This is a genomic window from Chryseobacterium sp. TQ-BC-N36, from assembly GCF_058382295.1.
On record NZ_CM178175.1, the window covers coordinates 4,435,696 to 4,460,019 of the forward strand.

The window sequence follows — 24,324 nt, forward strand, 5'->3', positions numbered from 1 at the left end:
TTTAGACTAATCTTGTCTGTTATCTTAATTTTTAATATTCAATATTTACACAAACCTAACAGGTTTTTAAAATCCGTTAGGTTTAGATAATTTAGTTTGCAAACGCTAAAATTACAGCTCCTGTAATTAACAGGTTTACCAATGCCATCGGAATTAATGTTTTCCATCCCAAGTGCATTAACTGGTCATATCTGAATCTTGGAAGTGTCCATCTGATCCACATGAAGATCAGAATTCCGATTACTGTTTTCGTAAGGAATGCAACAATACTCAAGATTCCTGCTGCATTTTCTCCCCAGTTCTGCGTTACCCATTCAATACCAGGATAGTTGTATCCTCCGAAGAAAAGAACCACCATAAAAGCATTGGAAATAAACATGTTCACATATTCTCCGAACATATATAAACCTAACTTCATAGAAGAGTATTCTGTAGAGTATCCTGTTACCAATTCAGATTCACACTCAGGTAAATCGAACGGATGTCTGTTGGTTTCTGCTAAAGCAGCTACAAAGAAAACAAGGAAGGCAACCGGCTGGTAGAAAATATTCCAGTTCAACCCGGAAACCCAAGGAATAACACCCCATAATTTTCCGGTAGTCTGGCTTTCAGTAATTTCTTTTAAATCTAAACTTCCTGTCATCATGATGATAGAAAGAAGCGCTAACCCCATTGCCAATTCGTAAGAAATCATCTGAGAAGAAGCACGGATAGCACCTAATAATGAATATTTGTTGTTCGAAGCCCAACCTCCGATCATGATTCCGTAAACACCAATTGAAGCCATTCCGATGATAAAAAGTACACCAACATCAATGTTGGCTACCTGAAGATCAAAAGAAGTACCTGCAATATTTAAACTTTTACCCCACGGAATAACAGCTCCTGTAATCAATGAAATAAACATAACCAACGCAGGTCCCAATACGAAAAGGAATTTTTCTGCATTGGCCGGTGTAAAATCTTCTTTGAAGAAAAACTTTCCACCATCAGCAAGAGGCTGCAGCAATCCGAAAGGTCCGGCTCTGTTGGGACCGATTCTATCCTGCATGATAGAGGCAACTTTTCTTTCTGCCCAGGTAGAATAGGCGGCAATCGTCAGCGACAGCAGGAAAAGTGCTAGTACAAGTATAAGTTTAAATGTAAGTAAATCCATTTTTATTTAGATATTAAGATGTCAGATGCTAGATGTCAGATTTAATTTGCTGTCTGAAGTCTGGTATCTGAATCTGATGTCTTATTAATTATTTTTCGTCTTTTTCACTGATTTCTTTAGCCATCGGATTGTCTAAAACTCTTAGCTCATCTTTTGGCTTTTCGTAGTGGTTCAATGAAATTACAGAGTGTCTGTCGATATGTCTAGGACCTTCGATGTTCCAGTCTGATAAGGACTTTCTTTCGAAACGGCATGTATCGCAGATGAATTCTTCCACTTCACCCCACTGGTCTTTTCTTGCAGTAACTCTTACAATTTCATCTCCTTTAAACCATACTACAGCTTTTCCGGAACACTTATCACATTTGCAAGAAGCGTTCATTGGTTTTGTAAACCATACTCTGCTGGCAAAACGGGCTGTTCTGTCCGTTAATGCTCCAACCGGGCAAACATCGATAACGTTTCCGATGAAGTCATTGTCTAAAGCTTTATTTAAGTACGTTGAAATCTCAGCGTGATCGCCTCTGAAAAGAATACCGTGTTCTCTTTCACCTGTCAATTGGTTGGCGGCCAATACACATCTCGCACAAAGAATACAACGGTTCATGTTCAATTTGATGTGTGGTCCAAGGTCATCGGCTTCGTAAGTATTTCTTTCGAATTCTGTTCTTGTATTTTCCACACCATGCTCATAACCTAAATCCTGAAGATGACATTCTCCGGCCTGGTCACAGATAGGGCAGTCCAGCGGATGGTTTACCAACAGGAACTCGGTAACCGCTTTTCTTCCTTCCTGAGCTTTCTCAGAAGTAAGATTTTTTACTTCCATCCCATCCATTACATTAGTTCTGCAGCTTGCTACCAATTTCGGCATAGGACGCGGATCTGCTTCAGACCCTTTAGAAACTTCTACCAGACAAGTTCTGCATCTCCCTCCACTGGTTTCTAATTTGCTGTAGTAACACATAGCAGGAGGTACAGATTTTCCACCGATTTGTCTTGCCGCTTCAAGGATAGAAGTACCTGGCAAAACTTCAGTAGTCTGTCCGTCTATAGTTATTTTGAATTTTTTAACTTCTTCGCTCATATTGTATGCTTTAAGCTTTATGCATTAAGCAATAGGCTTTGTTATTTATATTTCTTAGTATTAAATGTATATCCGATTCCTGCAAGGACCTGTCCGAAAACAAAATCCTGCTGGGCTTTGTCCGGCTTATTATTCAATGTAGTCTTAATGTCCCACATGTTGATATAACCCGCTTTTCCTTCTAATCTTACCATCACATGGTCCCAAAGTACAAGGTTAAGACTGGTTCTTATGTCAGTTCCCATACCTGCTACATGAAAACGGTCACTCCTTTCATTTCCAAAAAGCTTTACATTACTTTTCGGGAACATGAATCCGATTCCGGCTCCATAAGACCAGACAAGATCAACATTTTTCTTGTTGATAAGATTCTGATATCTTTCAAGACCTAAGTTTTCATAATTAAGTCCATCTGTATGTTCAAAAGTAAGGAACTTCTCGTCTGCCAGGTTTACCTGTCCGTTCTGTACCATTCCTGCATATTCAGGATCTGAAATATGGCCTTTGAAATTTACGGTCTGGTTCTGATCCATCACATATTTCATGTGGTCTATTCCCAAAACCAAAGCCCAGTTATCTTTAATAAAATATCCCGCTCTGAAATTGTACTGCACTACTGTAAACCATCCCGGATTGATATAAACAATTCCAAATTTGGTAGGTCTGTCCTGTGCAGATACATTATTCAGCTGAAAATCATAACCATTTCCTGTGAAACGGATATCAGAATTACTGAATGCTGCTCTGTTCCATCCAAAGAAAACGAACATCTGACCTTTTTTGCTTAAAGGTTCCGGCTTCTTTCTTGAAACCAATGCTCCTTTATCTGAACTTCTATCTATTAAAGAATCCTTCTCTTTATTTTGTCCGAAAACAAAACTCGACATCATTAAGCCGACAACCAACAATTTTTTCATTTCAACTATGCGTTCTTTTCTACAGCCGGGATAGGGTCAGCATAATGTGCCAATCCATAATTTTGTGTCTGAGACAATTCAGGGTTTTTCACGTGCCACTCAAATTCATCTCTGAAGTGACGGATCGCTGCTGCAACCGGCCAGGCTGCTGCATCACCCAACGGGCAAATCGTATTTCCTTCGATCTTTCTCTGGATATCCCAAAGCAGATCGATATCTTCCATTTTTCCTTCTCCTTTCTCGATTTTCTTTAAAATCTTGTACATCCATCCCGTTCCTTCACGGCAAGGAGTACATTGTCCGCAACTTTCGTGATTATAGAATCTCGCCAACGTCATGGTGTGCTCTACAATACACTGGTCTTCATCCAAAACGATGAAACCTCCTGAACCCATCATCGTTCCGGTAGCGAACCCACCATCTGCCAATGACTCATAGTTCATATATCTTGGCTCTCCGTTCACCGTTCTCAGCAATAAGTTTGCAGGAACAATCGGAACAGAACTTCCTCCAGGAATACAAGCCTTTAATTTTTTACCGTTTTTAATACCGCCACAATATTCATCAGAATAGATAAATTCCTCTACAGTGATGGTCATATCGATCTCATATACACCAGGTTTATTGATATTTCCACAAGCAGAAATCAGTTTCGTACCGGTAGATCTTCCAACCCCTATTTTAGCATATTCAGCACCGGTAATATCAATGATTGGAACCACTGCTGCAATAGATTCAACGTTGTTTACCACCGTTGGTCTCTCCCAAAGACCTTTTACAGCCGGGAATGGTGGTTTTAATCTTGGGTTACCTCTTTTTCCTTCAAGGGATTCAAGCAATGCAGTTTCCTCACCGCAGATGTACGCTCCACCACCTCTCTGTACATAGATTTCAAGATCGAAACCGGTTCCTAAAATATTTTTACCTAAAAATCCTGCTGCTTTGGCTTCTTCAATAGCTTCTTCAAGGATATCCGGAATCCATGAATATTCTCCACGGATGTAGATATAAGAAGTATTGGAACCTAAACAGTAGGAAGATATTAGCATTCCTTCGATCAATAAATGAGGAAGGAACTCCATCAGATATCTGTCTTTGAATGTTCCAGGCTCAGACTCATCTGCATTCACGACAAGGTGTCTTGGAACACCTTCCGGCTTTGCCAGAAAGCTCCATTTCATTCCTGTAGGGAATCCGGCTCCACCACGACCTCTCAGTCCTGAAGCTTTTACTTCTTCAAGAATTTCATCAGGAGTCATTTTCAAGGCTTTTTCAGCTGCTGTATAACCTCCCTGCTTACGGTAAGTTTCAAAGTAGCGGATACCTTCTATATGTGCGTCTTTAAGTAAAAGTTTTTTACTCATTGTTATTTGCTTATTGCAATTGGCTTTTGGCTTCTTGCATTAATTATGATTAAACGTTAAGTGAATAATTTAAAATCTAAAACTTAGAATTTAAAATTTCTATTAGTCTAAAGCAACTTGTCCCTGTCTGCAAAGATCAAGGATTTCATCTACTTTTTCTATCGTTAAATTTTCATGAAAGAATTTCCCCAACTGCATCATCGGTGCGTATCCACATGCTCCAAGACATTCAGCAGGTTTCAATGTGAACATACCGTCTTCAGTGGTTTCTCCGTCTTTAATGTTCAGTTTGGTTCTGATATGATCCAGGATTTTTTCGCTTCCACAAACCATACAAGGCCCTGTTCTGCAAACTTCCAAAACATATTTACCCACCGGCTTCATATTGAACATCGTATAGAAAGTAGCCACTTCATATACTTCGATCGGCTTAATACTTAATAGTCCGGCAACATAATCCATTACAGGAACATCTAACCATCCTCCGAATTCTTTCTGTGCCAGGTGAAGTACAGGAAGAAGAGCAGATTTCTGTCTTCCCTCAGGATATCTTGCGATAATTTTGTGTACCTGTGCTAAACTTTCCGGTTTAAAAGCTATTGTTTCGCTCATTTTATTTTGTTGTAAAATGTACATTGTACAAAGTACAAAGTATTTATTAACTAATTTATATTTTCAAGTACATTGTACATGCTACATTGTACTTTTTACAATTGTTATGCGTCTAGTTCGCCTGCAATAATATTCATACTACACATCGTTACAATGGCATCTGAAATCACAGAACCTGTAATCATTTCAGGATATGCCTGATAATAGATGAAGCATGGTCTTCTGAAGTGAAGTCTGTAAGGGCTTCTTCCTCCGTCACTCACAAGATAGAAACCTAATTCTCCGTTTCCACCTTCTACAGCATGGTAAACTTCTCCTTTCGGTACATCAGTTTCTCCCATTACGATCTTGAAATGGTAGATCAATGCTTCCATTTTCTGATAGACATCTGCCTTTTCAGGAAGATAGAAATCAGGAACATCCGCATGGAATGGTCCTTCCGGAAGGTTTTCGTATGCTTGTTTGATAATTTTGATTGATTCCCAGATTTCCTGTTGACGAACCATGAAACGGTCGTAAGTATCTCCTGAGGTTCCTACAGGAATAATAAAGTCGAAATCCTGGTATGAAGAATAAGGCTGTGCAACTCTTACATCATAATCTACACCTGCTGCACGTAAGTTTGGACCTGTGAAACCGTAGCTTAATGCTCTTTCAGCAGAGATCGCTCCTGTACCGATGGTTCTGTCCATGAAAATTCTGTTTCTTTCTAATAAGGTACAGAATTCTTTGAATCTTGGTGGGAATGTTTTTAAGAAATCCTTGATCAGCTCGTGAAACTTAGGGGTGAAATCTCTTTCAAATCCTCCGATTCTTCCCATATTGGTTGTCATTCTGGCTCCACAGATCTGCTCATACATATCGTAAATACGTTCTCTTTCGATGAACATGTAAGTAAGACCTGTAATAGCTCCTGAATCCATTCCGGTTACTCCGTTACAGATCAGGTGGTCACCGATTCTGGCAAGTTCCATCAGGATAACACGCATATAGTCTACACGTTTTGGAACTTCTACACCAATCAGCTTTTCTACTGTCATGTGCCAACCCAGATTATTGATGGGTGCAGAACAGTAATTCATACGGTCCGTAAGGGTAGTGATCTGAGAATAGTTTCTTCTTTCGGAAATTTTCTCAAATGCTCTGTGGATATATCCTACTGTTTGCTCAGCGTGAAGGATTCTTTCTCCGTCCATCGTTAAGATATTCTGAAAAATCCCGTGGGTAGCAGGGTGGGTAGGTCCTAAGTTGAGGGTATATAACTGCCCGTCAATCTGTTCCTTACTTTCGTACTGGTTTAGTATATTAGATAATGAGTTATCTTTCATAAGTATTATAATTGATAATTAATAGTTGATAATCGATAATCATTTATCTATTATCATTTATCATTTATATTTTATTTTTATCTTCCGAACATACTATCGTTCTTGTCGGTTCTTGTCCCGTCTTCAAGGCGATATTCCTTCAACATTGGGTGGTATCCAAGATCTTCCATATTCAGAATAGGTCTCAGGTCCGGGTGCCCTTTGAATTTGATCCCATAGAAATCATACGTTTCTCTTTCCATCCAGTTCGCTCCTGCATACAGATCTGTAAGAGAATCTACCTCTATGTTTTCTCTGGACATGAAGATTTTCAGACGTAATCTGAAATTGGTCATCATATTATGCAAATGATAGACAACTCCTATTTCCTTTTCCGGAAATTCAGGATAGTGAATTCCACAGACATCCGTAAGGAAATTAATTTCCAGAGATGAATCTTTAAGGTAGTGAATGATTTTTTTTATATCTTCTTTCTTCACTTCAATGGTCAGCATCCCATAAGGCTCTGAACTTGAAATGACAGATTCCGGAAATTCTCTTGTGATTGCCTCTAATACAAATTCGTTTGTCATTTCCGTTTAGTTGCTTATGTTGTAAGAATCTAATAATTTCTGATACTCAGGCATATCTCTTCTTCTGATGCTTTCGCTTTCAGCCAAAGCCTGTACCTGCATTACTCCTTCAATGATCTGTTCGGGTCTTGGAGGACATCCGGGAACGTAAACGTCTACCGGAATAATTTTATCAATTCCCTGAAGCACAGAATAGGTATCAAAAATACCGCCGCTGGAAGCACATGCTCCCACTGCTACCACCCACTTTGGCTCAGCCATCTGAGTGTACACTTCTTTCAGGACAGGTCCCAATTTCTTTGATATAGTTCCGCAAACCATCAGCATATCTGCCTGTCTTGGCGAGAAAGAGTTTCTTTCCATACCAAATCTTGAAGCATCATAAGTGGGGTTCAGGGTAGCCATAAACTCGATACCGCAACAAGAGGTTGCAAATGGTAACGGCCAAAGTGAAAACTTTCTTGCCATCCCGATTACACTGCTCAGTTTTGTTGCGAAAAACCCTTCTCCTTCATAGCCTTCGGGAGCAGGTGCATCTGTTCTTATTACTGGTTTTTTATCTGACATCTTGTAGATGATTTTAGATTTTAAATTTTAGATTTTAAATTAAACCAATCGTATTAATTTAAAATCACCATCTAAAATTTTTAATTTAAAATTTATAATTGCTCTATTTATCCCAATCCAGTGCGCCTCGTTTCCAGACATAGAAAAACGCAACGAAAAAGATCGCGACGAACGTAAGTACAGCAAGGAATCCTTCCATGCCGAATTCTCTGAAATTTACCGCGTAAGGATAAAAGAATACGATTTCAATATCGAATAGTACGAACAATACCGCAGTCAGGAAGTACTTGATAGAAAACGGCGTTCTGGCATTTCCTTCTACAGGAACTCCACATTCCCAGCTTTGGTTTTTTACAGAGTTTCCTTTTTTCTGCTGTGGCCCCAAGAAATGTGCCCCAAGCAAAGAAACCGCTACAAATCCTACTGCTACACCAGCCTGGATAAGGATTGGAATATAACTTTCAGGTAAATTCATTTTTGCATTATTATCTCAATTTGCAAATTTAGCGAATAAACAAGAAAGCATGAAATTTATCAGCTTAAAAGTCGGATGAAAATAGGGAAAACCGATAATTTAGAATCAATAAAAATAACAGTTATTTCTTCATTTTTTTAAGGAGAGAATACGCCATGAACGATATATATCCAAAAAGGATGCTGGCAAAAAGGATATTGATCACTGTATTGGTTTTGTCGTCCGGTGATTGAAAAAAGAAATTATAACTGATAAACCCGGCAATTAAAATAGCAAAGATGATGAGCTGTGGTTTCATGAGGTTTTTGGTTTGTAAGGTTGAGTGTCGGAGGGTTGGGAAGAAACGGTAGATCTTAGTACACTTCCATTGAATAAGTCCTTCTCCTTTTATGGTTTACCGGATTATAATCCTGCCATAACAGCTGGATGCTTTTGTTTTCTTCCAGTTCAGGATTGGTTTCGAGAAATTTTACCCCTTTTTTCTTGAAGACATCAAAAATTTCCTTGAAGATAATAGAAGTTACTCCTCTTCGCTGATAATCGGGGTGAATTCCGATCAGATAGAAATTGGCCCTGTCATTTTTTCTTCCTGCTTGTAAGAAATGCCACCATCCGAAAGGAAGCAGTTTGCCTCCGGATTTCTGCAGTGCTTTGGAGTAAGAGGGCATCGTTATTGCGAAAGAGATCAGATTGTTGTGCTCATCAACAATGCAAACAATAAAGTCTTTATCAATCAGTTTGAAATACTTTTCCTTGTAGGTTTTACGCTGTTCGTCCGAAATAGGAGTATAGGTGGAAAGGTGTTTGTAGGTTTCGTCCAGAAGATCAAACATGGCATCCACATACTGGAGGATTTCTTCCTTTGTTTTAAATCTTAATACTTTCAGCTTATACTTTTCAGAGATAAGCTGATTGAATTTGTGGATTTTATCAGGCAATGATTCCGGGAAGATAATTTCGAATTCCACCCATTCTTTTTCCTTGATCAATCCTAGATTCTCAAGGTGTTTCGGATAGTATTCATGATTGTAAATTCCGATCATTGTGGCCAGCTGGTCGAAGCCTTTTACGAGCATTCCAGCTTTATCAAGATTGGTGAATCCCATTGGCCCCTCAATTTTGTCAATGCTTTTCTCCTTTGCGTAATCAATTGCTTTTTGAATCAATGCTTTTGAAACTTCAGTATCATCAATAAAATCGATCCATCCAAAGCGTACTTTTTTAATGCCTAACTCTTTCTCTTCTTTGTGGTTAATAAGCACAGCAATTCTTCCTGCGATCTTGTTATTTTTATAGGCAAGGTATTGTTTTGCTTCCGAATATTGAAGTGCAGGATTTTCATCAGCATTCCAGATGTTGATTTCATCATTGATAAAGGATGGAACATAGTAAGGATTGTTTTTATACAAATCCATTGGGAATCTTACGAATTGCTTGAGCTGATCCGCTGTTTTTACTTCAATAATTGAAACTGTAGACATGTTTTTTGAGAAGAATTAGAAGACAAATATAAATAATAAAATCTTATACTTTGGCACAGTTTTTATTTGATTATGGATAAAAATTAAACACAAAATCTATATAAAATGGTGGGTTATTATATCATTATTGGTATTTCAATGCTGGTGAGCTGGTGGGTTTCCTCCAGGTTGAAATCGAAATTTGAATATTATTCCAATGTACACCTTCGAAATGGTCTTTCGGGGAAAGAAGTAGCGGAAAAGATGTTGAGAGATAACGGGATAAATGATGTTCAGGTAATATCTGTACCCGGGCAGTTGACGGACCACTATAATCCGGCAGATAAAACAGTTAACCTCTCGGAAGGGGTTTACATGCAGAGAAATGCAGCCGCTGCGGCAGTAGCTGCTCATGAGTGCGGACATGCAGTACAGCATGCTGTAGGGTACTCTATGTTAAATTTACGTTCAAAACTGGTTCCTATTGTTAATATAAGTTCTAATCTGATGCAATTTGTTCTTATCGCGGGTATCGCAGTAATGGCGGCATCAAGAACGATTGAGAATCCAAATGGAAACACTACTGTGCTGGCAATTGGAGTCGCAATGTTTGCTGTGACAACACTTTTTGCTTTCGTAACACTTCCGGTGGAATATGATGCAAGTAACAGGGCTATGAAATGGCTTAAAGATACAGGAACTGTAACTGCAGAAGAATTTGTTGGAGTACAGGACAGTTTGAAATGGGCTGCAAGAACTTATGTGGTCGCGGCTTTAGGTTCTCTGGCACAACTTCTTTACTGGGCATCTTTGCTCCTTGGTGGAAGAAGGGATTAATCATTAAATTCAAATGAAACATATTGCATCTCGGAAAGCTTTTCTGAGATGCTTTCTTTTTGGGCCAGTTTCAGTGATGCTGTAAGGATGCAGTTTTCATTCGCATCGAAATTCAAAACTTTGGCGTCAAATTTTGAAAGTAAAGTGAAAATAATATTCTGCTGATTGAAATTAAACTGAATTTCAACTTCTGTCTCCAGTTCTCTGGTAATGATACTGGCTTCCTCCAATGTGATCTTGGCAGATTCTTTATAGGTTTTTACCAGTCCTGAAACGCCCAGTTTTGTTCCTCCGTAATATCTGACTACAATGACAAGTACATTGGTGATTTCATTAGCCAATAACTGATTGTAAATAGGTAAGCCTGCACTTCCGGAAGGTTCGCCATCATCGTTGGCACGATAATTTTCACCATTTAATCCCATTCTGAAGGCATAGCAGTGGTGGGTAGCTTTCGGATGTTCTTCCCTGATCTTTTCCAGTGCCGCTTTTAGCTCTTTCTCATTGTTTACAGGGTAGGCAAATCCGATAAACTTACTTCCTTTTTCTTTTAAAAGAGTATTTTCTATGGGCTTTTCTATGGTTTTGTACTCAAACGTCATTGTATATTCCGACTTTATGTATGCAAAAATATTAAATGCTTTAGTATTCTGCATCATGATCATAAATAAGCCGTCAGTTTAGAAGGCTTTTCTTTTATTTTTGTTTGAAAAATGAGATCGTATTATCTCTGAAATTTTCAATTCTTGCAGGGGTATAATTGAATTCGGGGGCTTTTGTTCCGTTTTCCAGTTTCAGGTTTTCATTTTTAATCACGATGGCTTCATCCCAAAGCTCAGCATCAATAAACTGCTGCAGCGTAAAACGGCCACCTTCAATAATGACAGACTGTATCTGTTCTTTGTACAGTGCTTTCATTAATTCTGACAGGAAATAATCCTTATTGATCTTAACAAACTGGATATGTTTTTCAATACCTTCTTTTACAGAATTTAAAACCAATGTTTTTGCTTCATCATTATAAATGCTGAAACTGACAGGAACTTTTAAATCAAAATCAATCAGTATTCTGACAGGGTTTGTTCCTTCCGCATTTCTTACAGTAAGGCTCGGATTGTCATGTAAAGCAGTTTGTGTTCCTACTAAAATAGCATGTTCGTCAGCTCTCAACTGATGAACGAATTGATTGACCAGCGTATTGGAAACAGGAGTCGGTTTAAAATCTTTATCCAGAAATCCATCACCGGATTCTGCCCATTTTAGAATAATATAAGGCCTTTTCTTTTCGTGGTATGTAAAGAATCTTTTATTGAGTTCAACACATTCTTTTTCAAGAATTCCTGAAACGGCTTCAATACCTGCATCCTGAATGATTTTTTTTCCTTTGCCGTTTACTTTATCATGGGAATCCATCGCTCCGATTACAACTTTCTTAAATCCCAGTTCTTTAATTTTTAAAGCGCAGGGTGGGGTTTTTCCATAATGAGCACATGGCTCCAGTGAGACATAGATTGTAGATTCAGGGATAAGATCTTTATTTTTAACTGAGTTAATGGCATTGATTTCAGCATGATTTTCACCGGCTTTATGATGGTATCCTTCACCAATGATTTGTCCATTGTGTACAATGACACTTCCTACAAGTGGATTAGGGTACGTATTGCCGAGAGCTTTTTGAGCCAGCTCAATGCATCTTCTGATATAAAGTTCGTCGTTGTTCATATTGATAAAAAGAAAAAGCGAAGACAAATTGCTTTGCTCCGCCTTTATGTATTCTGTTGTGTATTATTCTCCGCTGATGATATTATGGAGATTTTGTTTTAATGTTTCAAGATGAGCTTTTTTCTCATCAATCGTATTATAAGTATCTTTTAACAGAGGATTTTCTCTTGACGGCTTGTTGAAGAATGAAAGGTTGTTTTCCAGTTTTACGATTTCCGCTTCAAGATCAGAGATCTGATTTTTGATCTTTCTGGCTTTGTCGGTAAGCTGATTTTCGGATAAACCTTCCTCTTTCAGTTCAAGTTCGTTGATCTTATTTATTTTAAGCTTCTCTCTTAATGTTTTATTGAATTCTGAGTTGATTGAGATCTTATCTCTCGGAACCTTTCCGATATTGTTCCATGACGTTTTGATCTGTTCGATTCTTTCAATGCTTCCTTCGTCATTGGAAACTTCTTTCAGTTCGTCAAGAAGCGCTTTTTTGTTCTTATAGTTCTCCTTCCAGTTGTCTGTAGAAGTATTGCTTTTCTCTCTGTAATTGTTGAAGAATGCATTACATGCATCACGGAACTCGTCCCAGATTTTATTGGTCATGCTCTTTGGAACGTGGCCGATTTTCTTCCAGTCTTCCTGAAGTTTTTTGAATAATGGAACGGCGATATCCCATTCTTCATTGTTCATATTGTCCTTTGCTGTCTGGATCAGTTTTAACTTTTCTTCAAGATTGGCCTGCTGAGAACCTTTTAAAGATTTGTAATAATTATTTTTAGTGGTATTAAACCCCCTAAGTGTAGTTTTGAAGTCGTTCCAGTTTTGATTGGAAAGTTTTCTTGGTACGCTTCCCGTTTTTAAGAAATCGGAACGCAGATCTTCAACTCTTTTGATGGCATTCTGCCAATAGCTGTGGTTGGGTGTTTCTGAAGGCTCAGAAAGCTTCTTGATTTCAGCGATGATCTGATTTTTCTTTTCAAGGTTTTCATTCTGTTCCTTTTCAATAGAAGCAGAAAGTTCAGATTTTCTTTCGTGAATTTTATTGGAGATTTCTTTGAACTCTTCCCATGTCTTTTCGCGGAATTCTTCAGCAACAGGTTCAGCTTCTTCTTTCCACAGTTTGTGAAGATACTGAAGTTCATTTAATGCTTTCTGGATTACCGGTTCGTTTTCCAGTTCTTTAGCCCGGGCAATGATATGCTCTCTTTTTTCCAGGTTATGACTGTATTCCTGCTCCAGAAATTCTTTATTCAGATCCAGCATCTGATAAAACTGATTCAGGTGGTGGAAGTAATTATTGTTAAGAATTTTGAATTCAGACTTGGCAACCTGTCCGGCTTTTGACCAGTCTTCCTTAATCTCACGGATGGATTTGAAAAGATTGATTCCCGGTTCAGAGCTGGTATATAAATTTTTAAGTCTTTCAATAATGTTTTGACGATGCTCAAGATTTTTTTTCTGTTCTTCTTCCTGTCCTTTCTGAAAATCATCGTGTTTTTCCTTGAAAATATTGACCAGCGCAGAATATTTAGTCTGAGAAGGGTGTTCATAGCTGAAGTTTTCAGGAGCGTTTCCTGCTTCTACATATTCATGCTTTTTGTCTTCCACTTCATCATGGATATAATGACTTGCTTTTTCCTTCAGCTGGTTGAATCTCTTGAAGTTTTCTCCTGCGTTGGGAGTGTTGATGATTTTTTCCATTTCCTTTAAAGCATCGGCAAGGGAAATCTCTTCCTCTTCATGTTCTTCCAGATGTTCTGCATCATCTTCATGCGGGTTTGCATCATGAGAAACGGTGTTTTCTGATGGGTCCTGAGATACTTCGTTAGGATTTTTCTTTTCTTCGTTTTCAGAAAGATTGTTTTCTGTAATCATAGCAAATCTTTTATGTGAGTGGCGTTAATATCCTTTAAATATAGCTTTAAGGCCAATTAAAGCACTAATTTATGTTATTTTTTTTGAAAATTCCAAATTTCCCAGGCTTTTTCTGCTTGCTGCTCAAGCATATAATATCCGTTTACTGTCTTGGCCCCTTTTTCAGAAGCATTGATGATGAACTGGGTATAATTGGGGTTGTAAATCAGATCAATAACCAGATGATCTGAAGAAAGCCCGTCAAAAGGGAAATTCAGGCAGTCTTTAATATTCGGATATGTACCTACCGGAGTACACTGAATGATGATTTTGTGTTCTGCAACGGTTTCCTGTCCAAGATTGTCAAAATTGATCTCCGTACTTCTGGAAATGGTTACAGAAGGGATATTGTGTTTATCCAAAACATATTTCACAGCTTTTGCTGCCCCTCCGTTTCCTAAGATGAGTGCTTTATCCTGCATAGGCTTTTGATGTAAAAGAAGCGTTTTTTCAAAGCCGAAAGCATCCGTATTATACCCTGTTTTTTTACCATCCTGAATAAGAACGCAGTTGACTGCACCTATCTTCTCTGCTTCGTCACTTAATTCATCAAGATAATCAATTATTTTTTCTTTATAAGGAATGGTGACATTGAATCCTAGCAGCTCAGGAGAGCTAAAAAGATTTTCCACTTCATTGATTTCTTTCAGATCAAAAATATCATAGGAGAAGTTCTTCAGCATGAGCTTCTGGAACTTATTTTCGAAGAATTTTTTAGAAAAGGAATAGGAAATATTTCGTCCTATCAATCCTAATTTTTTATTGGAATCCATATATCAAAAATAAAAAAAAGACCGGACAAATCCGGCCTTTGGTTTTAAATATTTTTTAATAATTAATCTACGATAAATTTAGTAGAGAAATTATCTGTTTTCAGAATGTAAGTTCCTTTTACCATTCCTTTAAGGTTAATCTTGTTTGAGTATCTGAAAGGATTGGTAATTGTTTCAATTAATTTACCTGAAAGATCATAGATCTCAGCTTTTGAAATTTTGCTTAAGTTTTCTCCTTTTACAGATAATTCATTGTTTCTTACCGGATTAGGGTAAATTGTGAATTCTGATTTACTTTTTGGTGTTTCAGCAGTTGCCAGCGTACCAAAACATGTCCAGCTAAGGTCATCCATAGCAACTCTGTCACCATTATTTGGATTGACAATCTGAATGGTTACATCACCTCCTACATTTACATTGATAGTAGTGGTCGTTACAGTACTGCTGTATGGGATGGTTCCTACAGTAACATTATTTATCAGAACGTTCAGGTTACCGTTGTTTCCATTGTATTTTCTCTGGGTTGTCAATGTTAAAGTCTGAACACCTCCCGAAACAACAGAGCTCGTTAGAGTTCCCTTGTTGGTACAAACAGCTTTACCATTAATAGTTTCGTCAGTTCTTGCCAGAGTTGCTGTCCAGGTTATATTATTGTTTGTCCATGTTCTTGTTGCATATGAAGATGGTAAAGATGAACCATCCTGCATGGTACTGAAATCTTCAGTACCACAGCTTCCACCACCTGTAGATCCGTCAAGAGTCGTTTCTGTAGCGGTTGTACTTTGTGGAGATGAATTCCCGGCTGCATCTTTAGCAATTACATAGAATGTATATTGGGTAAGTGGAGATAAAGAATTTACTGTAGTGCTTGTCGTGGTTCCAGAAACAGTAGCTGCCAGGTTACCGTTGGCATACACCTGATAAGAAGCTACTCCTACGTTGTCTGTAGCTGCCGTCCAGCTTACTGCGATAGAGTTTGAAGTAGGGTTGTTGGCAATAACGTTTGTAGGAGCTGTAGGAGCTTGAGTATCAACAACAGGAGTTCCCCAGATCTGAGCAACATATTCAGGGTGATCAATGAATGGGTTTCTGTTACCCTGGTAAGCGTAAGAAGCATTGTTTCTTGCAATCTCTTCCGGAGACACCGGGTCCATTGCGTGCCATGCCAGGTATTGATTCAATGCCCATGGCTGAAGACCTGGAAATGTGCTGTTGGCAAGCATTCCACCGGATGTGAAATTGACAAGTTTATCTTCATATCTTGTAACAAAATAAAGGATCATTCTGGCGATATCTCCTTTAAAAGCATCAATTGGCTCAAATACAGTTCCTGAGTATCCTGCAGAGATGGATGTTCCTAATTTTGATCCGTTTTTAGAAACAAAAGAGGCATTTCCTACGATTCCATAAGGATAGTTGGATCTCATCCCGTTTACTTTCCCGTCTGTAGGGCGTATAAAGTGGATATCAGCGACCATTGGAGAAGCACTGCTGAATAAACTCTGAGGAACAACGTGCTCTCTGTTGTAGCACTGCCCTTCAGTAGAATAGGTTCCGCACTGGTTCGTTCCATAAGTGTAGCTGTATTGATCAGGTCCACTTGGGTTTTCAGAATAGATATCCAGAATAGTTCCGTCATTTTCATAAAAATAGTCACGGTCAGTCGTAGCATAGCCTGTCCATAGTCCATTATATCCATGATCTACATGTCCATTGCTGATGATGTTTTTAAGAGCTGTCTTAAGAGCTGCTCCTGATAATCCTGCTGCCTGGTTGTAATATCCTGCCGGAGCCTGTGCTAAAGCGCTTATCAATGTTACGCTTAATAGAAAAAAAGATAAAATTCGTTTCATTTTTTAAAATTGGGGCGTAAAGGTACAAAAAAATGCTAACGAAGTGTATTAATTTAATGTAATATATAAACTTAAAACATTAGTTTTTAGTAATATATTCTTTGCTGATTTTTGAAAAGAACCATGAAATTGTTATTCCGAACAGAGAAGCGGTAAGCGCGACAATAAGATAATTCTTTCCTACGATCTTTACCGGGAAAGGGAGAACTTCATTGGCTCTGAAGAATTCGGTATAAAGCTGGAAATAGCAAAGTGCTGTTCCCATGATCAATCCGGTAATCACACCGGAAACAACAATTAGGATTCCTGTATAAAAATAGGTCATCCTTAAATGGCTTAAAGGGAAGCCAAGTGATATCAACGATTTTGCCTGCTCTTTTTTGTCAAGCTGAAGGATGATAATCGCTCCGGCAAGATTGAAGGTGGTAATGAAAATGACCAGTGCAAAAATCAGATAAATAAAAAGTTTTTCAGTATTGATCATTTTCCAGAAAGCGGCATTCTCCTCTTCTTTGGTTTTGATCTCTATATTTTTTCCGAGTGAAGAAAGCAGGTTCTGCTTTACGGCATCTGCGTTTTCCGGATTTTTTAATTTAATAACAATCTGGTAAGCTGACTTTTTAGGAAGATTAAGTAATTCTTCCGTAAGTTCGATAGGAGAGATGATATAGCTGTCCAGCTGATCTTTTCCGGGGAAAACACCTGTTACCAGAATATCTCTTTTATTATAAATGTCCTCTTCTTTATTAATGATCCCAGTTCCCGGCTTGGGCATAAAAACTGTTGCATAATGGTTAGACGAATCCACAGGGATTGAAAGCCTGTTATCAAGGCTGTTTTCCATCAATACTTCATTAGAGTATTTGAAACTCGGATAAGTTCCGTAGAAAATCTCCTTGTTGATGGGATTCACCTTAATGTAAGCGGAGTCAACACCTCTTAGATAAGCAATATCGCCTTTTCCATTGAAGCTGATGTATACTTTTTCTTCAATAACACGGGAAAAACTGCTGATCTCTTTATTGCTGGCCAGAATTTTATAGACGTTATCAATATTTTTAATTGTTTTTCCGGAAGTGCTTTTTAAAGTAAGGTCTGAGTGAAGATTGGAAATAAGATCTTTATTCAGATCTTCAAGACCTGAAAAAACAGAAATAATGACGAACATTGCAGCCACAGCAACCGTCATGGCACCTACGGCCAGCCACGTAATAAACGTCACGGCAGTACTTCCTTTTTTAGCCAAAAGGTATCGGGATGCTATGTAAAATGCAATATTCTTCAAGACCTATAAAACAGGATTGTCGCCTTCACCTCGTAATTCTCTTTCCAGTCTTTCAACATCATCAAGAGCGGTATCCAGGTAAAAGTTAAGTTGTGGAATAATACGCACCTGTTTTGCCATTTTCTGGCCAATGAAGTTTCTGTATTGAGGTTTGTTTTCTTCAATCTCCTTCATCACAGCAGTACGGAATTCCTGTGGGAAAATACTTAAATAAATCTTGGCAATTCCCAAGTCAGCAGTTACTTTTACATCTGAAACAGATACCAATATGCTCTGTTTGCTTTCTGCAGCCTGTTTACGGAAAAGCTCCGCGAAGTCTTCCTGAATGATCTGTGCTACTTTTCTTTGTCTGTTACTTTCCATAATTTCTGCAAATTTAGTACTTTTGTTTGAATTGATACTTTGAAATTCAACTGCAGTATCAAATTTACGATTTAATTATATTTATTAATCATTTATGAAGTTAGAACATATTGGCATTGCCGTAAAGTCTTTAGGGGTTTCTGATGAACTTTTTGCCAGATTATTGGGAAAAGAATCCTACAAAAAAGAAACTGTGGAAAGGGAAGGGGTGGTCACTTCTTTCTATGGAACAGGAGAAAGTAAAATTGAACTGTTGGAGGCCAGTAACCCTGAAAGTCCGATCTCAAAATTTATTGATAAAAAGGGTGAAGGGATCCATCATCTGGCATTTGGGGTAGAAAATATCCTGGATGAAGTGAAAAGACTGAAAAAAGAAGGATTTCAATTTATCTCCGAAGAACCTAAAGAAGGTGCTGATAATAAATTAGTTGTCTTCTTACATCCAAAGTCTACAAACGGCGTGCTGGTAGAACTTTGCCAAGAAAAGCAATAAAAAATTTTGTAGTGAAAGAAATTTTACTATTTTTGCAAACACAAAATTTAACCAAGTTTTGAGGTCCTATAGCTCAGTTGGTTAGAGCACCTGACTCATAATCAGGTGGTCCCTGGTTCGAGCCCAGGTGGGACCACAGAAAATCAACCGCTTACGTATGTGAGCGGTTTTTTATTGAAATTCAACCTTAATATATCTTAAAAATAAGTAAAGGTTTTTATAATCATACGTTTCAGTATGATTTTAAAGAATGAGTTTTGCAGTATGTGATTTTAAGATTTTCTAAACATTTCTGTTTTATAGTATCTCAGTAAATAATCATAAATTACCATTTCAAATAAACGCTGATCAGAGGTAAATAGCCTGTTGATATTCATATGGAATATAGCTTGGAAAAAACTTTGTAAGGATACTTCTAAAGTTTGATTCTTATGATGGCAGATGATATTTTGCAACGCAGCATTGCTTGCTTTTATATTTGTCATAACAAGATCCCTTTCTTTGGAGAATTCTTCTGATTGCATAAAATTTAAATAGAGAGGTTTAAATTCTCTGTATTTTTTATCCAGCTGGCTGTTAAGCTTTTTTATGGTGTTGAATTCTTTTTTGAAAATATTATTGAAATCTGCACTCCATTGAAGCTTTTCCTCAATGCTTATATTGATCTTATTCAAAAGTTCATCGATATAAAAAAGGACGAGCATTATTTTTTCAACATCAGTATAATGCAGGCATTTGAGGACAAATTCACTGTTTTTCTGAAATAATGTTTCTGCATCTTCCATGGTATTAGATCCATATCGTTCAAGTTCAGGTTGGTATCTGTCAACCAATACTGATGAGATTTCACCACTTTCTATATAGGGCTGTATGATATTATTCATTTTATCAAAGGCTGCGGTGTAGTGCTCTTTTTTATCTATATTCCTTAATTTTAATCGTATTCTAAGATGTGATTTCGGATCATTATAACGGATAAAAAACCACTTTGAGATATGTTTATTTTTGTATAAATATTCAAGTAATGGCTCTAGAGATTCCTCTAAAATAATATCGGCTGTTTTTATTCCTGTATAAATTTTAAAATACAGCCATTCATCCGTGATAATAGATTGTTTTTCAGTCATTAATTTTGCTTTTGTTGTATATTGAAAAAATAAACTGATGCATAAAATCGTTATTTTCGTTATATAGAAACTCTTCAATAATAATTGATTTATTTTTTCTTATGGTATCAACAAAAACTTTCACCAGATCATAATTTTCGAGATTAATGGTGAGTTTGTTGTCAGATTGTACCCATTGTATCCATTTTGGAATCAGTCTTTTATTTCTCCATTCTCTTATTTCTGCTAATAATTCTTCTTTATTACCGAATTCATCGTTTTGAAATATTGAAAATTGGGTAAACTCTTTTTCTGTAATTTTCCACCAGGCTTTGGATAGAATAATATTTTTATATTCAATTCTGGGTAAAAACTGATAAATCATTTTAAGATCTCCCCAGTTAAAATTAATGGCTGGTCTGATGTTTTGTTGATAAAGATCACATAAGAAATGATAAACAGGCAGGGGATTGGCAGAATAATTATGTGAATTTGTTAAATATGGTTTAACTTCTTTATTAAGTCTTTTTGAACGCAAAACTATTCTGTTGTTTTTCAGGGAAATATATAAGTCGTCAATAGGAATTTGATTTTCTTTTGGTAGGACCGACTGGGTTAAAAAGGGAATTTCATAAGACCGCAATGCCGGCCTTCTGATTACATTTCCTATTCTTGCTTCAGGAAGGTGAACAATTTCCGCTGAAATATAGTCTGTATTTAATTCCTGTTCTTTTCTGGTTATTTTTTTTGTAAAATCATGAACTTCTGATTTTTCTGAACAAAATCTTGCCATGACATTTGCAGCACTACTTCCGCCACCGCCACTTAACGATAGCTTTTCCTGATTGTTATCAGAAATAATTTCTGTGACAAAAGAAATAGTATCTGGCAGATCATTCCATTCTTCATGAAAATTTTCGAAATCTTTATCAAATAGTTCGATTTTGTATTGCTGATTGAATAGAGCCTGTTGTGTTTTATCATTCAGGATTTGCTGAAACGAATTCAGTTCTATTTTTATATTTGAATTTTCGTTGCTTTCAGAATATTTCAGATTTTCAATATAGGGATGCATTCCTTTTGTTGGAATATCCTGTCGGTAGCCAATTCCAATCTCGGTATCCAGCACATATGGTAATGACATTTCCTTTTTTTCGAATCTTTCATGAAAAGCTTTTTTAAATCTCTCTAGCTTGCTGTCTTGGAGAGGAATTGTAATCTTATTTAAAAATACAATGGCATCTTTTAATGTTTTTTTCCAATAGGAGGGTAAAATAAACCTCTCTTTAAAATACAAATCGGTTTGAAAGAGATATTTTTGGTCATATTCTGCATTAAATAATTGAATTGAACTTTCGATGTCAGAATAAACAGAAATAGAGTTTCCAATCTTATTATCTATTTCATTAATTTTGATTTTTATTTGATTCAGAATGTCTGCTTCTTTTCTTATTTCTAATCTGGATAATGCATCAATCATAATGTCCAGGAAATCTTTTCCGGAAACAGTCGGCTCCAGCTCACTTACTAATATCTGATTGTCGATAAGTTCATTGATGAATTCTTCTGCTTCTTCTTTGGTGATCTCTTCGTTGATCAGGATATCTGAAAGTTGTACTATCGTTTTACCTTGGCGGGCAGATTCGAGTATGTCCTGTAATTCATCTGAAAGCTGCACTGAGGAGATAATATAATCTCTTTTTCCATAAGAGTATTCATATTCAACATATCGAATCCTATCTCTTATTTTGTAAATACTATTATTGGGATAAAATAATAAGCGGTTTCTTATCTCTGGCATTTTTACAAAATGATCAGAGAGACCAACCAGGAAATGCATATCAAGTTTTGTTTCCCTGATAAGCTGATTGCTCGATAGGTGGTCTTTTCTAATAAAAGGCTGAGAAGCTTCGCTAAACTTACCAAGACCAACCTCGGTAAATAACCCAAATGGAATAGAGCGGGTGCTCATCCTGCTATAATACTTTAAAAAACTATTTTTAAGTTTCTGATTTTCTTTATTATGAAGATCATACCCGGATATGATCCATTCATTTAATTTTTTGTGCAGGTAAGGAGATGCAAGATAAATAGCTTCCTGAAAAACCGGATCTGCATATATGGATTTCAGGTCATCTTTTGGAATTTCATCAGAACCTGTTATCTCCTGGAATTTCTTCCGCGAAAATAAGGGAGTACGAAAAACATATTCTTCAAAAAATTGATAGGGGAAACGGGACATTTATTTTTTACGGGATTTTGGAGGCTGATAATCAGGATGACCCAGTTGCCAAAAAGCAAAAGCAAAGATATCTGATAAATTAGAATACCTTTGGGCTACCGGAATATTTCCGCCATGACCTCCTTCATAATCAATATTTAGTAAAATAGTTTTTTTTGAATCGCTATTAGCCAATAATTTAGCTGCAAATTTGGTAGATTGCCAAGTTGCAACTCTAGGGTCATTGATTCCAGCACAAATTAATGTGGCAGGATATTTTTTCCCCTTTTTAATATGTTCATAAGAATCCATTTCTAATAATCCTTTAAATTCTATAGGATCATTTGGATTACCATATTCTTTGATACTGGTTGCCTGAATACCATTATTCTCGAATCTGATGGTATTCAATACTCCTGATTCTATAATAGCTGCTTTAAATAATTCAGGCCTTTCCGTCATTGCTCTGCCAATGGCAATTCCTCCTGCACTGGCTCCCCATATTGCGATTTTTTCTGGAGAAGTAAATTTTTGATTAATGAGATATTCAGTGGAGGCAATAAGGTCCTTCCAGGTATTGGGCTTTTTATTTTTCTGCCCATCAATATGCCATTGTGCCCCTTTTTCCCCTCCTCCTCTTACATGGGGAATAGCAACGATACCTCCCTGGTTTACCCACAAAAGATAACTTTTTGCAAAAAAAGGTGTCGAAGATTCACCAAAAGCTCCATAACAGTCTATAAGCAGTGGATTTTTACCATTTCTTTTACTGTTTTTATTATAGATTATAGATAATGGTACTTCTGTACCATCGTAAGACTTTATAGATAGCTCTTCAACAATAATATCCTTAAATTCCGGAAAATCTATCAGAGGAACAAGGTTTTCCTGGGTAAAAGTGTTTGTTGATAGATAATATTTAAAGCGTTGTTCATCATTAGCCCAGCCTGAAGAGTTTATCCAGACATCTGAAAATTGATCTCCCTTTGCCTGTAGATCTACGCTGCCTGCAACATATGGTAATTTAATTGGGATTTCTTTTCCATCCCGATAGAGATATAGTTTAGCTTCCACACCGTTTTTGGTGGTTACATAATAAATACCATCTTTTGTAATGGTGTATTGCTTTATGACTTCATCTTTTTTCTCAGGAACCAGAACTTCAGGGTTTTTAAAATCTCTTGTGTTAATGCTGGTTTTGCATAATTTATAGTTGGATGAATTATATCCTGATAAAAAGTAAATATCATTTCCTGATAATCTTATTGAAAATGCCTTACTATCTTTATCATATAATGGCTTCCAATTTTTTTTTCCTTGTAATAAATCTTTTTTATCAATAAAAAATGTCTTTCTAAAGTTTTCGGCATCTACCAGTATACCGATGTAATATTGATCTTCAGGATTGAAAGATAATATGGCTGGGTATTCAGTGCTGCTGATTTTTAAGTCAGGGTTATGTACATTTGAAAAAACGTCATTGAGAGCTTTCGGGTCTTCTCCTATCCGGTAGAGTATGGCCTGGGTATTTTTTCTGAAGTCTTTTGATTGTAAATCAACAACAGGATAATAAGTATAAAAAAAGCCATTGTTATCATCCAGCCATTTAATTCCACCAACGGTTGAAGGATTTGTGTTTATAATGGTTTGCGGATAAATACTTTTATTATCCACATTCATTACAATAACCTCAGAGAGTTCTTTGCCTCCCTGGGTTAATGAAATTGCTATTTTATCTCCATTCCAACTGGGGCTTATCAGGTTGATAATGAAGTTAGGTGCTTTGGTGCCAACTGTTGTTTTCTTTGACGAAATAAATTCTGATGGATCATAGAGTAAGTTTTCTGTTCCGGAAAAACCATCTCTATAATAAACTTTTGCTGTTTTTTCGCCAACATTTCTTTTTAAATAAAAATATTTATCATTTCTGGTTACTTTTAAGTCTGAGATAGAATATCCTTCTCTTTTATCAAACTCTAACCTTTTATTGTAGTAATAATTTCTGTTGGGGATGGAACTGAGAATTGAAGCTGTAAAATCGGATTGAGACTTCATCCACCGGGTTACTGTAGAATCTTTTAAATTTTCTAAATTTCTAAACTCATCTGTTATTTTAAACCCAAAATAGTCATCTGTAGCAGGAACCGAGGGGGCCTGGTTATTAAACTGAGCTTTTAAGGATGTTGTTAAAAGAATAAAAATGAAAAATATTTTATAGTGCATGCTAA

Annotated in this window: 23 protein-coding genes and 1 tRNA gene; 3 read left to right on the plus strand and 21 right to left on the minus strand. The window is 36.9% G+C overall.

Features of this window, described 5'->3' with window-relative positions:
- Positions 1 to 91 precede the first annotated feature (91 nt).
- The 11 genes from nuoH to AC3FI7_RS20020 all read right to left on the minus strand — a co-directional run bounded on the left by nuoH (position 92) and on the right by AC3FI7_RS20020 (position 9,559).
- A complete protein-coding gene (gene nuoH, locus AC3FI7_RS19970; RefSeq protein WP_142724229.1) occupies positions 92 to 1,156 on the minus strand; it encodes an NADH-quinone oxidoreductase subunit NuoH in 1,065 nt (354 codons plus the stop codon).
- Positions 1,157 to 1,244: 88 nt separating this feature from the next.
- The gene (locus AC3FI7_RS19975) at positions 1,245 to 2,243 is read right to left on the minus strand and encodes an NADH-quinone oxidoreductase subunit G (protein WP_142724228.1); all 999 of its coding nucleotides are present in this window, start codon (positions 2,241 to 2,243) and stop codon (positions 1,245 to 1,247) included.
- A 41-nt stretch (positions 2,244 to 2,284) separates the two neighbouring features.
- Positions 2,285 to 3,160, minus strand: coding sequence for a hypothetical protein (locus AC3FI7_RS19980; RefSeq protein WP_142724227.1), 876 nt, complete (start codon positions 3,158 to 3,160; stop codon positions 2,285 to 2,287).
- A gap of 5 nt (positions 3,161 to 3,165) precedes the next feature.
- A complete protein-coding gene (gene nuoF, locus AC3FI7_RS19985) occupies positions 3,166 to 4,524 on the minus strand; it encodes an NADH-quinone oxidoreductase subunit NuoF (protein ID WP_491460755.1) in 1,359 nt (452 codons plus the stop codon).
- Between the two features lie 102 nt (positions 4,525 to 4,626).
- Positions 4,627 to 5,136, minus strand: coding sequence for an NADH-quinone oxidoreductase subunit NuoE family protein (locus tag AC3FI7_RS19990; RefSeq protein ID WP_002983545.1), 510 nt, complete (start codon positions 5,134 to 5,136; stop codon positions 4,627 to 4,629).
- Positions 5,137 to 5,240: 104 nt separating this feature from the next.
- The gene (gene nuoD, locus AC3FI7_RS19995) at positions 5,241 to 6,464 is read right to left on the minus strand and encodes an NADH dehydrogenase (quinone) subunit D (protein ID WP_065400512.1); all 1,224 of its coding nucleotides are present in this window, start codon (positions 6,462 to 6,464) and stop codon (positions 5,241 to 5,243) included.
- A gap of 77 nt (positions 6,465 to 6,541) precedes the next feature.
- Complete coding sequence (locus tag AC3FI7_RS20000; RefSeq protein WP_065400513.1) at positions 6,542 to 7,036, minus strand: NADH-quinone oxidoreductase subunit C; 495 nt, start codon at positions 7,034 to 7,036, stop codon at positions 6,542 to 6,544.
- Between the two features lie 6 nt (positions 7,037 to 7,042).
- A complete protein-coding gene (locus AC3FI7_RS20005) occupies positions 7,043 to 7,603 on the minus strand; it encodes an NADH-quinone oxidoreductase subunit B (RefSeq protein ID WP_002983540.1) in 561 nt (186 codons plus the stop codon).
- 103 nt (positions 7,604 to 7,706) lie between these two features.
- Positions 7,707 to 8,078: an NADH-quinone oxidoreductase subunit A gene (locus tag AC3FI7_RS20010; protein WP_034693436.1), complete on the minus strand. Its 372-nt coding sequence runs from the start codon at positions 8,076 to 8,078 to the stop codon at positions 7,707 to 7,709.
- 121 nt (positions 8,079 to 8,199) lie between these two features.
- A complete protein-coding gene (locus AC3FI7_RS20015; RefSeq protein WP_172617048.1) occupies positions 8,200 to 8,376 on the minus strand; it encodes a hypothetical protein in 177 nt (58 codons plus the stop codon).
- 55 nt (positions 8,377 to 8,431) lie between these two features.
- Entirely contained in the window at positions 8,432 to 9,559 is a 1,128-nt protein-coding gene (locus AC3FI7_RS20020; protein WP_491460756.1) for a GNAT family N-acetyltransferase, read from the minus strand.
- Positions 9,560 to 9,664: 105 nt separating this feature from the next.
- On the opposite strand from AC3FI7_RS20020, the gene AC3FI7_RS20025 reads away from it, so the two are divergent.
- Positions 9,665 to 10,375, plus strand: a complete 711-nt coding sequence (locus AC3FI7_RS20025) for a zinc metallopeptidase (RefSeq protein ID WP_172617047.1) — start codon at positions 9,665 to 9,667, stop codon at positions 10,373 to 10,375.
- Here AC3FI7_RS20025 and AC3FI7_RS20030 read toward each other — a convergent pair.
- From AC3FI7_RS20030 to rbfA, 7 genes are all read right to left on the minus strand, one after another.
- Positions 10,372 to 11,031 carry an IMPACT family protein gene (locus tag AC3FI7_RS20030; RefSeq protein ID WP_172617052.1) on the minus strand — a complete coding sequence of 220 codons (660 nt, stop codon included), beginning with the start codon at positions 11,029 to 11,031 and terminating at the stop codon, positions 10,372 to 10,374. The two genes, AC3FI7_RS20025 and AC3FI7_RS20030, sit on opposite strands and share 4 nt — an antisense overlap.
- A 40-nt stretch (positions 11,032 to 11,071) precedes the next feature.
- Entirely contained in the window at positions 11,072 to 12,097 is a 1,026-nt protein-coding gene (gene ribD, locus AC3FI7_RS20035; protein ID WP_491460757.1) for a bifunctional diaminohydroxyphosphoribosylaminopyrimidine deaminase/5-amino-6-(5-phosphoribosylamino)uracil reductase RibD, read from the minus strand.
- Between the two features lie 63 nt (positions 12,098 to 12,160).
- Positions 12,161 to 13,963: a DUF349 domain-containing protein gene (locus AC3FI7_RS20040; RefSeq protein WP_172617046.1), complete on the minus strand. Its 1,803-nt coding sequence runs from the start codon at positions 13,961 to 13,963 to the stop codon at positions 12,161 to 12,163.
- A 74-nt stretch (positions 13,964 to 14,037) separates the two neighbouring features.
- Entirely contained in the window at positions 14,038 to 14,775 is a 738-nt protein-coding gene (locus AC3FI7_RS20045) for a shikimate dehydrogenase family protein (protein ID WP_491460758.1), read from the minus strand.
- Positions 14,776 to 14,837: 62 nt separating this feature from the next.
- Positions 14,838 to 16,628: an endonuclease gene (locus tag AC3FI7_RS20050; RefSeq protein WP_142724223.1), complete on the minus strand. Its 1,791-nt coding sequence runs from the start codon at positions 16,626 to 16,628 to the stop codon at positions 14,838 to 14,840.
- A 79-nt stretch (positions 16,629 to 16,707) separates the two neighbouring features.
- Complete coding sequence (locus AC3FI7_RS20055) at positions 16,708 to 17,913, minus strand: ABC transporter permease (protein ID WP_142724222.1); 1,206 nt, start codon at positions 17,911 to 17,913, stop codon at positions 16,708 to 16,710.
- A gap of 3 nt (positions 17,914 to 17,916) precedes the next feature.
- A complete protein-coding gene (rbfA, locus tag AC3FI7_RS20060) occupies positions 17,917 to 18,276 on the minus strand; it encodes a 30S ribosome-binding factor RbfA (RefSeq protein ID WP_002983518.1) in 360 nt (119 codons plus the stop codon).
- Positions 18,277 to 18,370: 94 nt separating this feature from the next.
- On the opposite strand from rbfA, the gene mce reads away from it, so the two are divergent.
- Together mce and AC3FI7_RS20070 are read left to right on the plus strand one after the other, a co-directional pair.
- Positions 18,371 to 18,769, plus strand: coding sequence for a methylmalonyl-CoA epimerase (gene mce, locus AC3FI7_RS20065; RefSeq protein ID WP_142724221.1), 399 nt, complete (start codon positions 18,371 to 18,373; stop codon positions 18,767 to 18,769).
- A 62-nt stretch (positions 18,770 to 18,831) separates the two neighbouring features.
- Positions 18,832 to 18,905, plus strand: a tRNA-Ile gene (locus AC3FI7_RS20070).
- A 136-nt stretch (positions 18,906 to 19,041) separates the two neighbouring features.
- On the opposite strand, the gene AC3FI7_RS20075 is transcribed toward AC3FI7_RS20070, so the two are convergent.
- The 3 genes from AC3FI7_RS20075 to AC3FI7_RS20085 are packed head-to-tail and all read right to left on the minus strand — an operon-like array spanning position 19,042 to position 24,319.
- Positions 19,042 to 19,896, minus strand: a complete 855-nt coding sequence (locus AC3FI7_RS20075) for a thiopeptide-type bacteriocin biosynthesis protein (RefSeq protein ID WP_491460759.1) — start codon at positions 19,894 to 19,896, stop codon at positions 19,042 to 19,044.
- On the minus strand, positions 19,889 to 22,117 hold the full coding sequence (locus AC3FI7_RS20080; RefSeq protein ID WP_343661291.1) for a lantibiotic dehydratase family protein: 2,229 nt from the start codon (positions 22,115 to 22,117) through the stop codon (positions 19,889 to 19,891). Before AC3FI7_RS20080 ends, AC3FI7_RS20075 begins: the two co-directional genes overlap by 8 nt.
- Complete coding sequence (locus AC3FI7_RS20085; RefSeq protein WP_491460760.1) at positions 22,118 to 24,319, minus strand: prolyl oligopeptidase family serine peptidase; 2,202 nt, start codon at positions 24,317 to 24,319, stop codon at positions 22,118 to 22,120.
- Between the last annotated feature and the right edge of the window lie 5 nt (positions 24,320 to 24,324).

Excerpts from the sequence above, each read along its gene's own strand:
- nuoH (WP_142724229.1), bottom strand. The coding sequence starts at position 1,156 with ATGGATTTACTTACATTTAAACTTATACTTGTACTAGCACTTTTCCTG.
- AC3FI7_RS19975 (WP_142724228.1), bottom strand. The coding sequence starts at position 2,243 with ATGAGCGAAGAAGTTAAAAAATTCAAAATAACTATAGACGGACAGACT.
- AC3FI7_RS19980 (WP_142724227.1), bottom strand. The coding sequence starts at position 3,160 with ATGAAAAAATTGTTGGTTGTCGGCTTAATGATGTCGAGTTTTGTTTTC.
- nuoF (WP_491460755.1), bottom strand. The coding sequence starts at position 4,524 with ATGAGTAAAAAACTTTTACTTAAAGACGCACATATAGAAGGTATCCGC.
- AC3FI7_RS19990 (WP_002983545.1), bottom strand. The coding sequence starts at position 5,136 with ATGAGCGAAACAATAGCTTTTAAACCGGAAAGTTTAGCACAGGTACAC.
- nuoD (WP_065400512.1), bottom strand. The coding sequence starts at position 6,464 with ATGAAAGATAACTCATTATCTAATATACTAAACCAGTACGAAAGTAAG.
- AC3FI7_RS20000 (WP_065400513.1), bottom strand. The coding sequence starts at position 7,036 with ATGACAAACGAATTTGTATTAGAGGCAATCACAAGAGAATTTCCGGAA.
- AC3FI7_RS20005 (WP_002983540.1), bottom strand. The coding sequence starts at position 7,603 with ATGTCAGATAAAAAACCAGTAATAAGAACAGATGCACCTGCTCCCGAA.
- AC3FI7_RS20010 (WP_034693436.1), bottom strand. The coding sequence starts at position 8,078 with ATGAATTTACCTGAAAGTTATATTCCAATCCTTATCCAGGCTGGTGTA.
- AC3FI7_RS20015 (WP_172617048.1), bottom strand. The coding sequence starts at position 8,376 with ATGAAACCACAGCTCATCATCTTTGCTATTTTAATTGCCGGGTTTATC.
- AC3FI7_RS20020 (WP_491460756.1), bottom strand. The coding sequence starts at position 9,559 with ATGTCTACAGTTTCAATTATTGAAGTAAAAACAGCGGATCAGCTCAAG.
- AC3FI7_RS20025 (WP_172617047.1), top strand. The coding sequence starts at position 9,665 with ATGGTGGGTTATTATATCATTATTGGTATTTCAATGCTGGTGAGCTGG.
- AC3FI7_RS20030 (WP_172617052.1), bottom strand. The coding sequence starts at position 11,031 with ATGCAGAATACTAAAGCATTTAATATTTTTGCATACATAAAGTCGGAA.
- ribD (WP_491460757.1), bottom strand. The coding sequence starts at position 12,097 with ATGAACAACGACGAACTTTATATCAGAAGATGCATTGAGCTGGCTCAA.
- AC3FI7_RS20040 (WP_172617046.1), bottom strand. The coding sequence starts at position 13,963 with ATGATTACAGAAAACAATCTTTCTGAAAACGAAGAAAAGAAAAATCCT.
- AC3FI7_RS20045 (WP_491460758.1), bottom strand. The coding sequence starts at position 14,775 with ATGGATTCCAATAAAAAATTAGGATTGATAGGACGAAATATTTCCTAT.
- AC3FI7_RS20050 (WP_142724223.1), bottom strand. The coding sequence starts at position 16,628 with ATGAAACGAATTTTATCTTTTTTTCTATTAAGCGTAACATTGATAAGC.
- rbfA (WP_002983518.1), bottom strand. The coding sequence starts at position 18,276 with ATGGAAAGTAACAGACAAAGAAAAGTAGCACAGATCATTCAGGAAGAC.
- mce (WP_142724221.1), top strand. The coding sequence starts at position 18,371 with ATGAAGTTAGAACATATTGGCATTGCCGTAAAGTCTTTAGGGGTTTCT.
- AC3FI7_RS20075 (WP_491460759.1), bottom strand. The coding sequence starts at position 19,896 with ATGACTGAAAAACAATCTATTATCACGGATGAATGGCTGTATTTTAAA.
- AC3FI7_RS20080 (WP_343661291.1), bottom strand. The coding sequence starts at position 22,117 with ATGTCCCGTTTCCCCTATCAATTTTTTGAAGAATATGTTTTTCGTACT.
- AC3FI7_RS20085 (WP_491460760.1), bottom strand. The coding sequence starts at position 24,319 with ATGCACTATAAAATATTTTTCATTTTTATTCTTTTAACAACATCCTTA.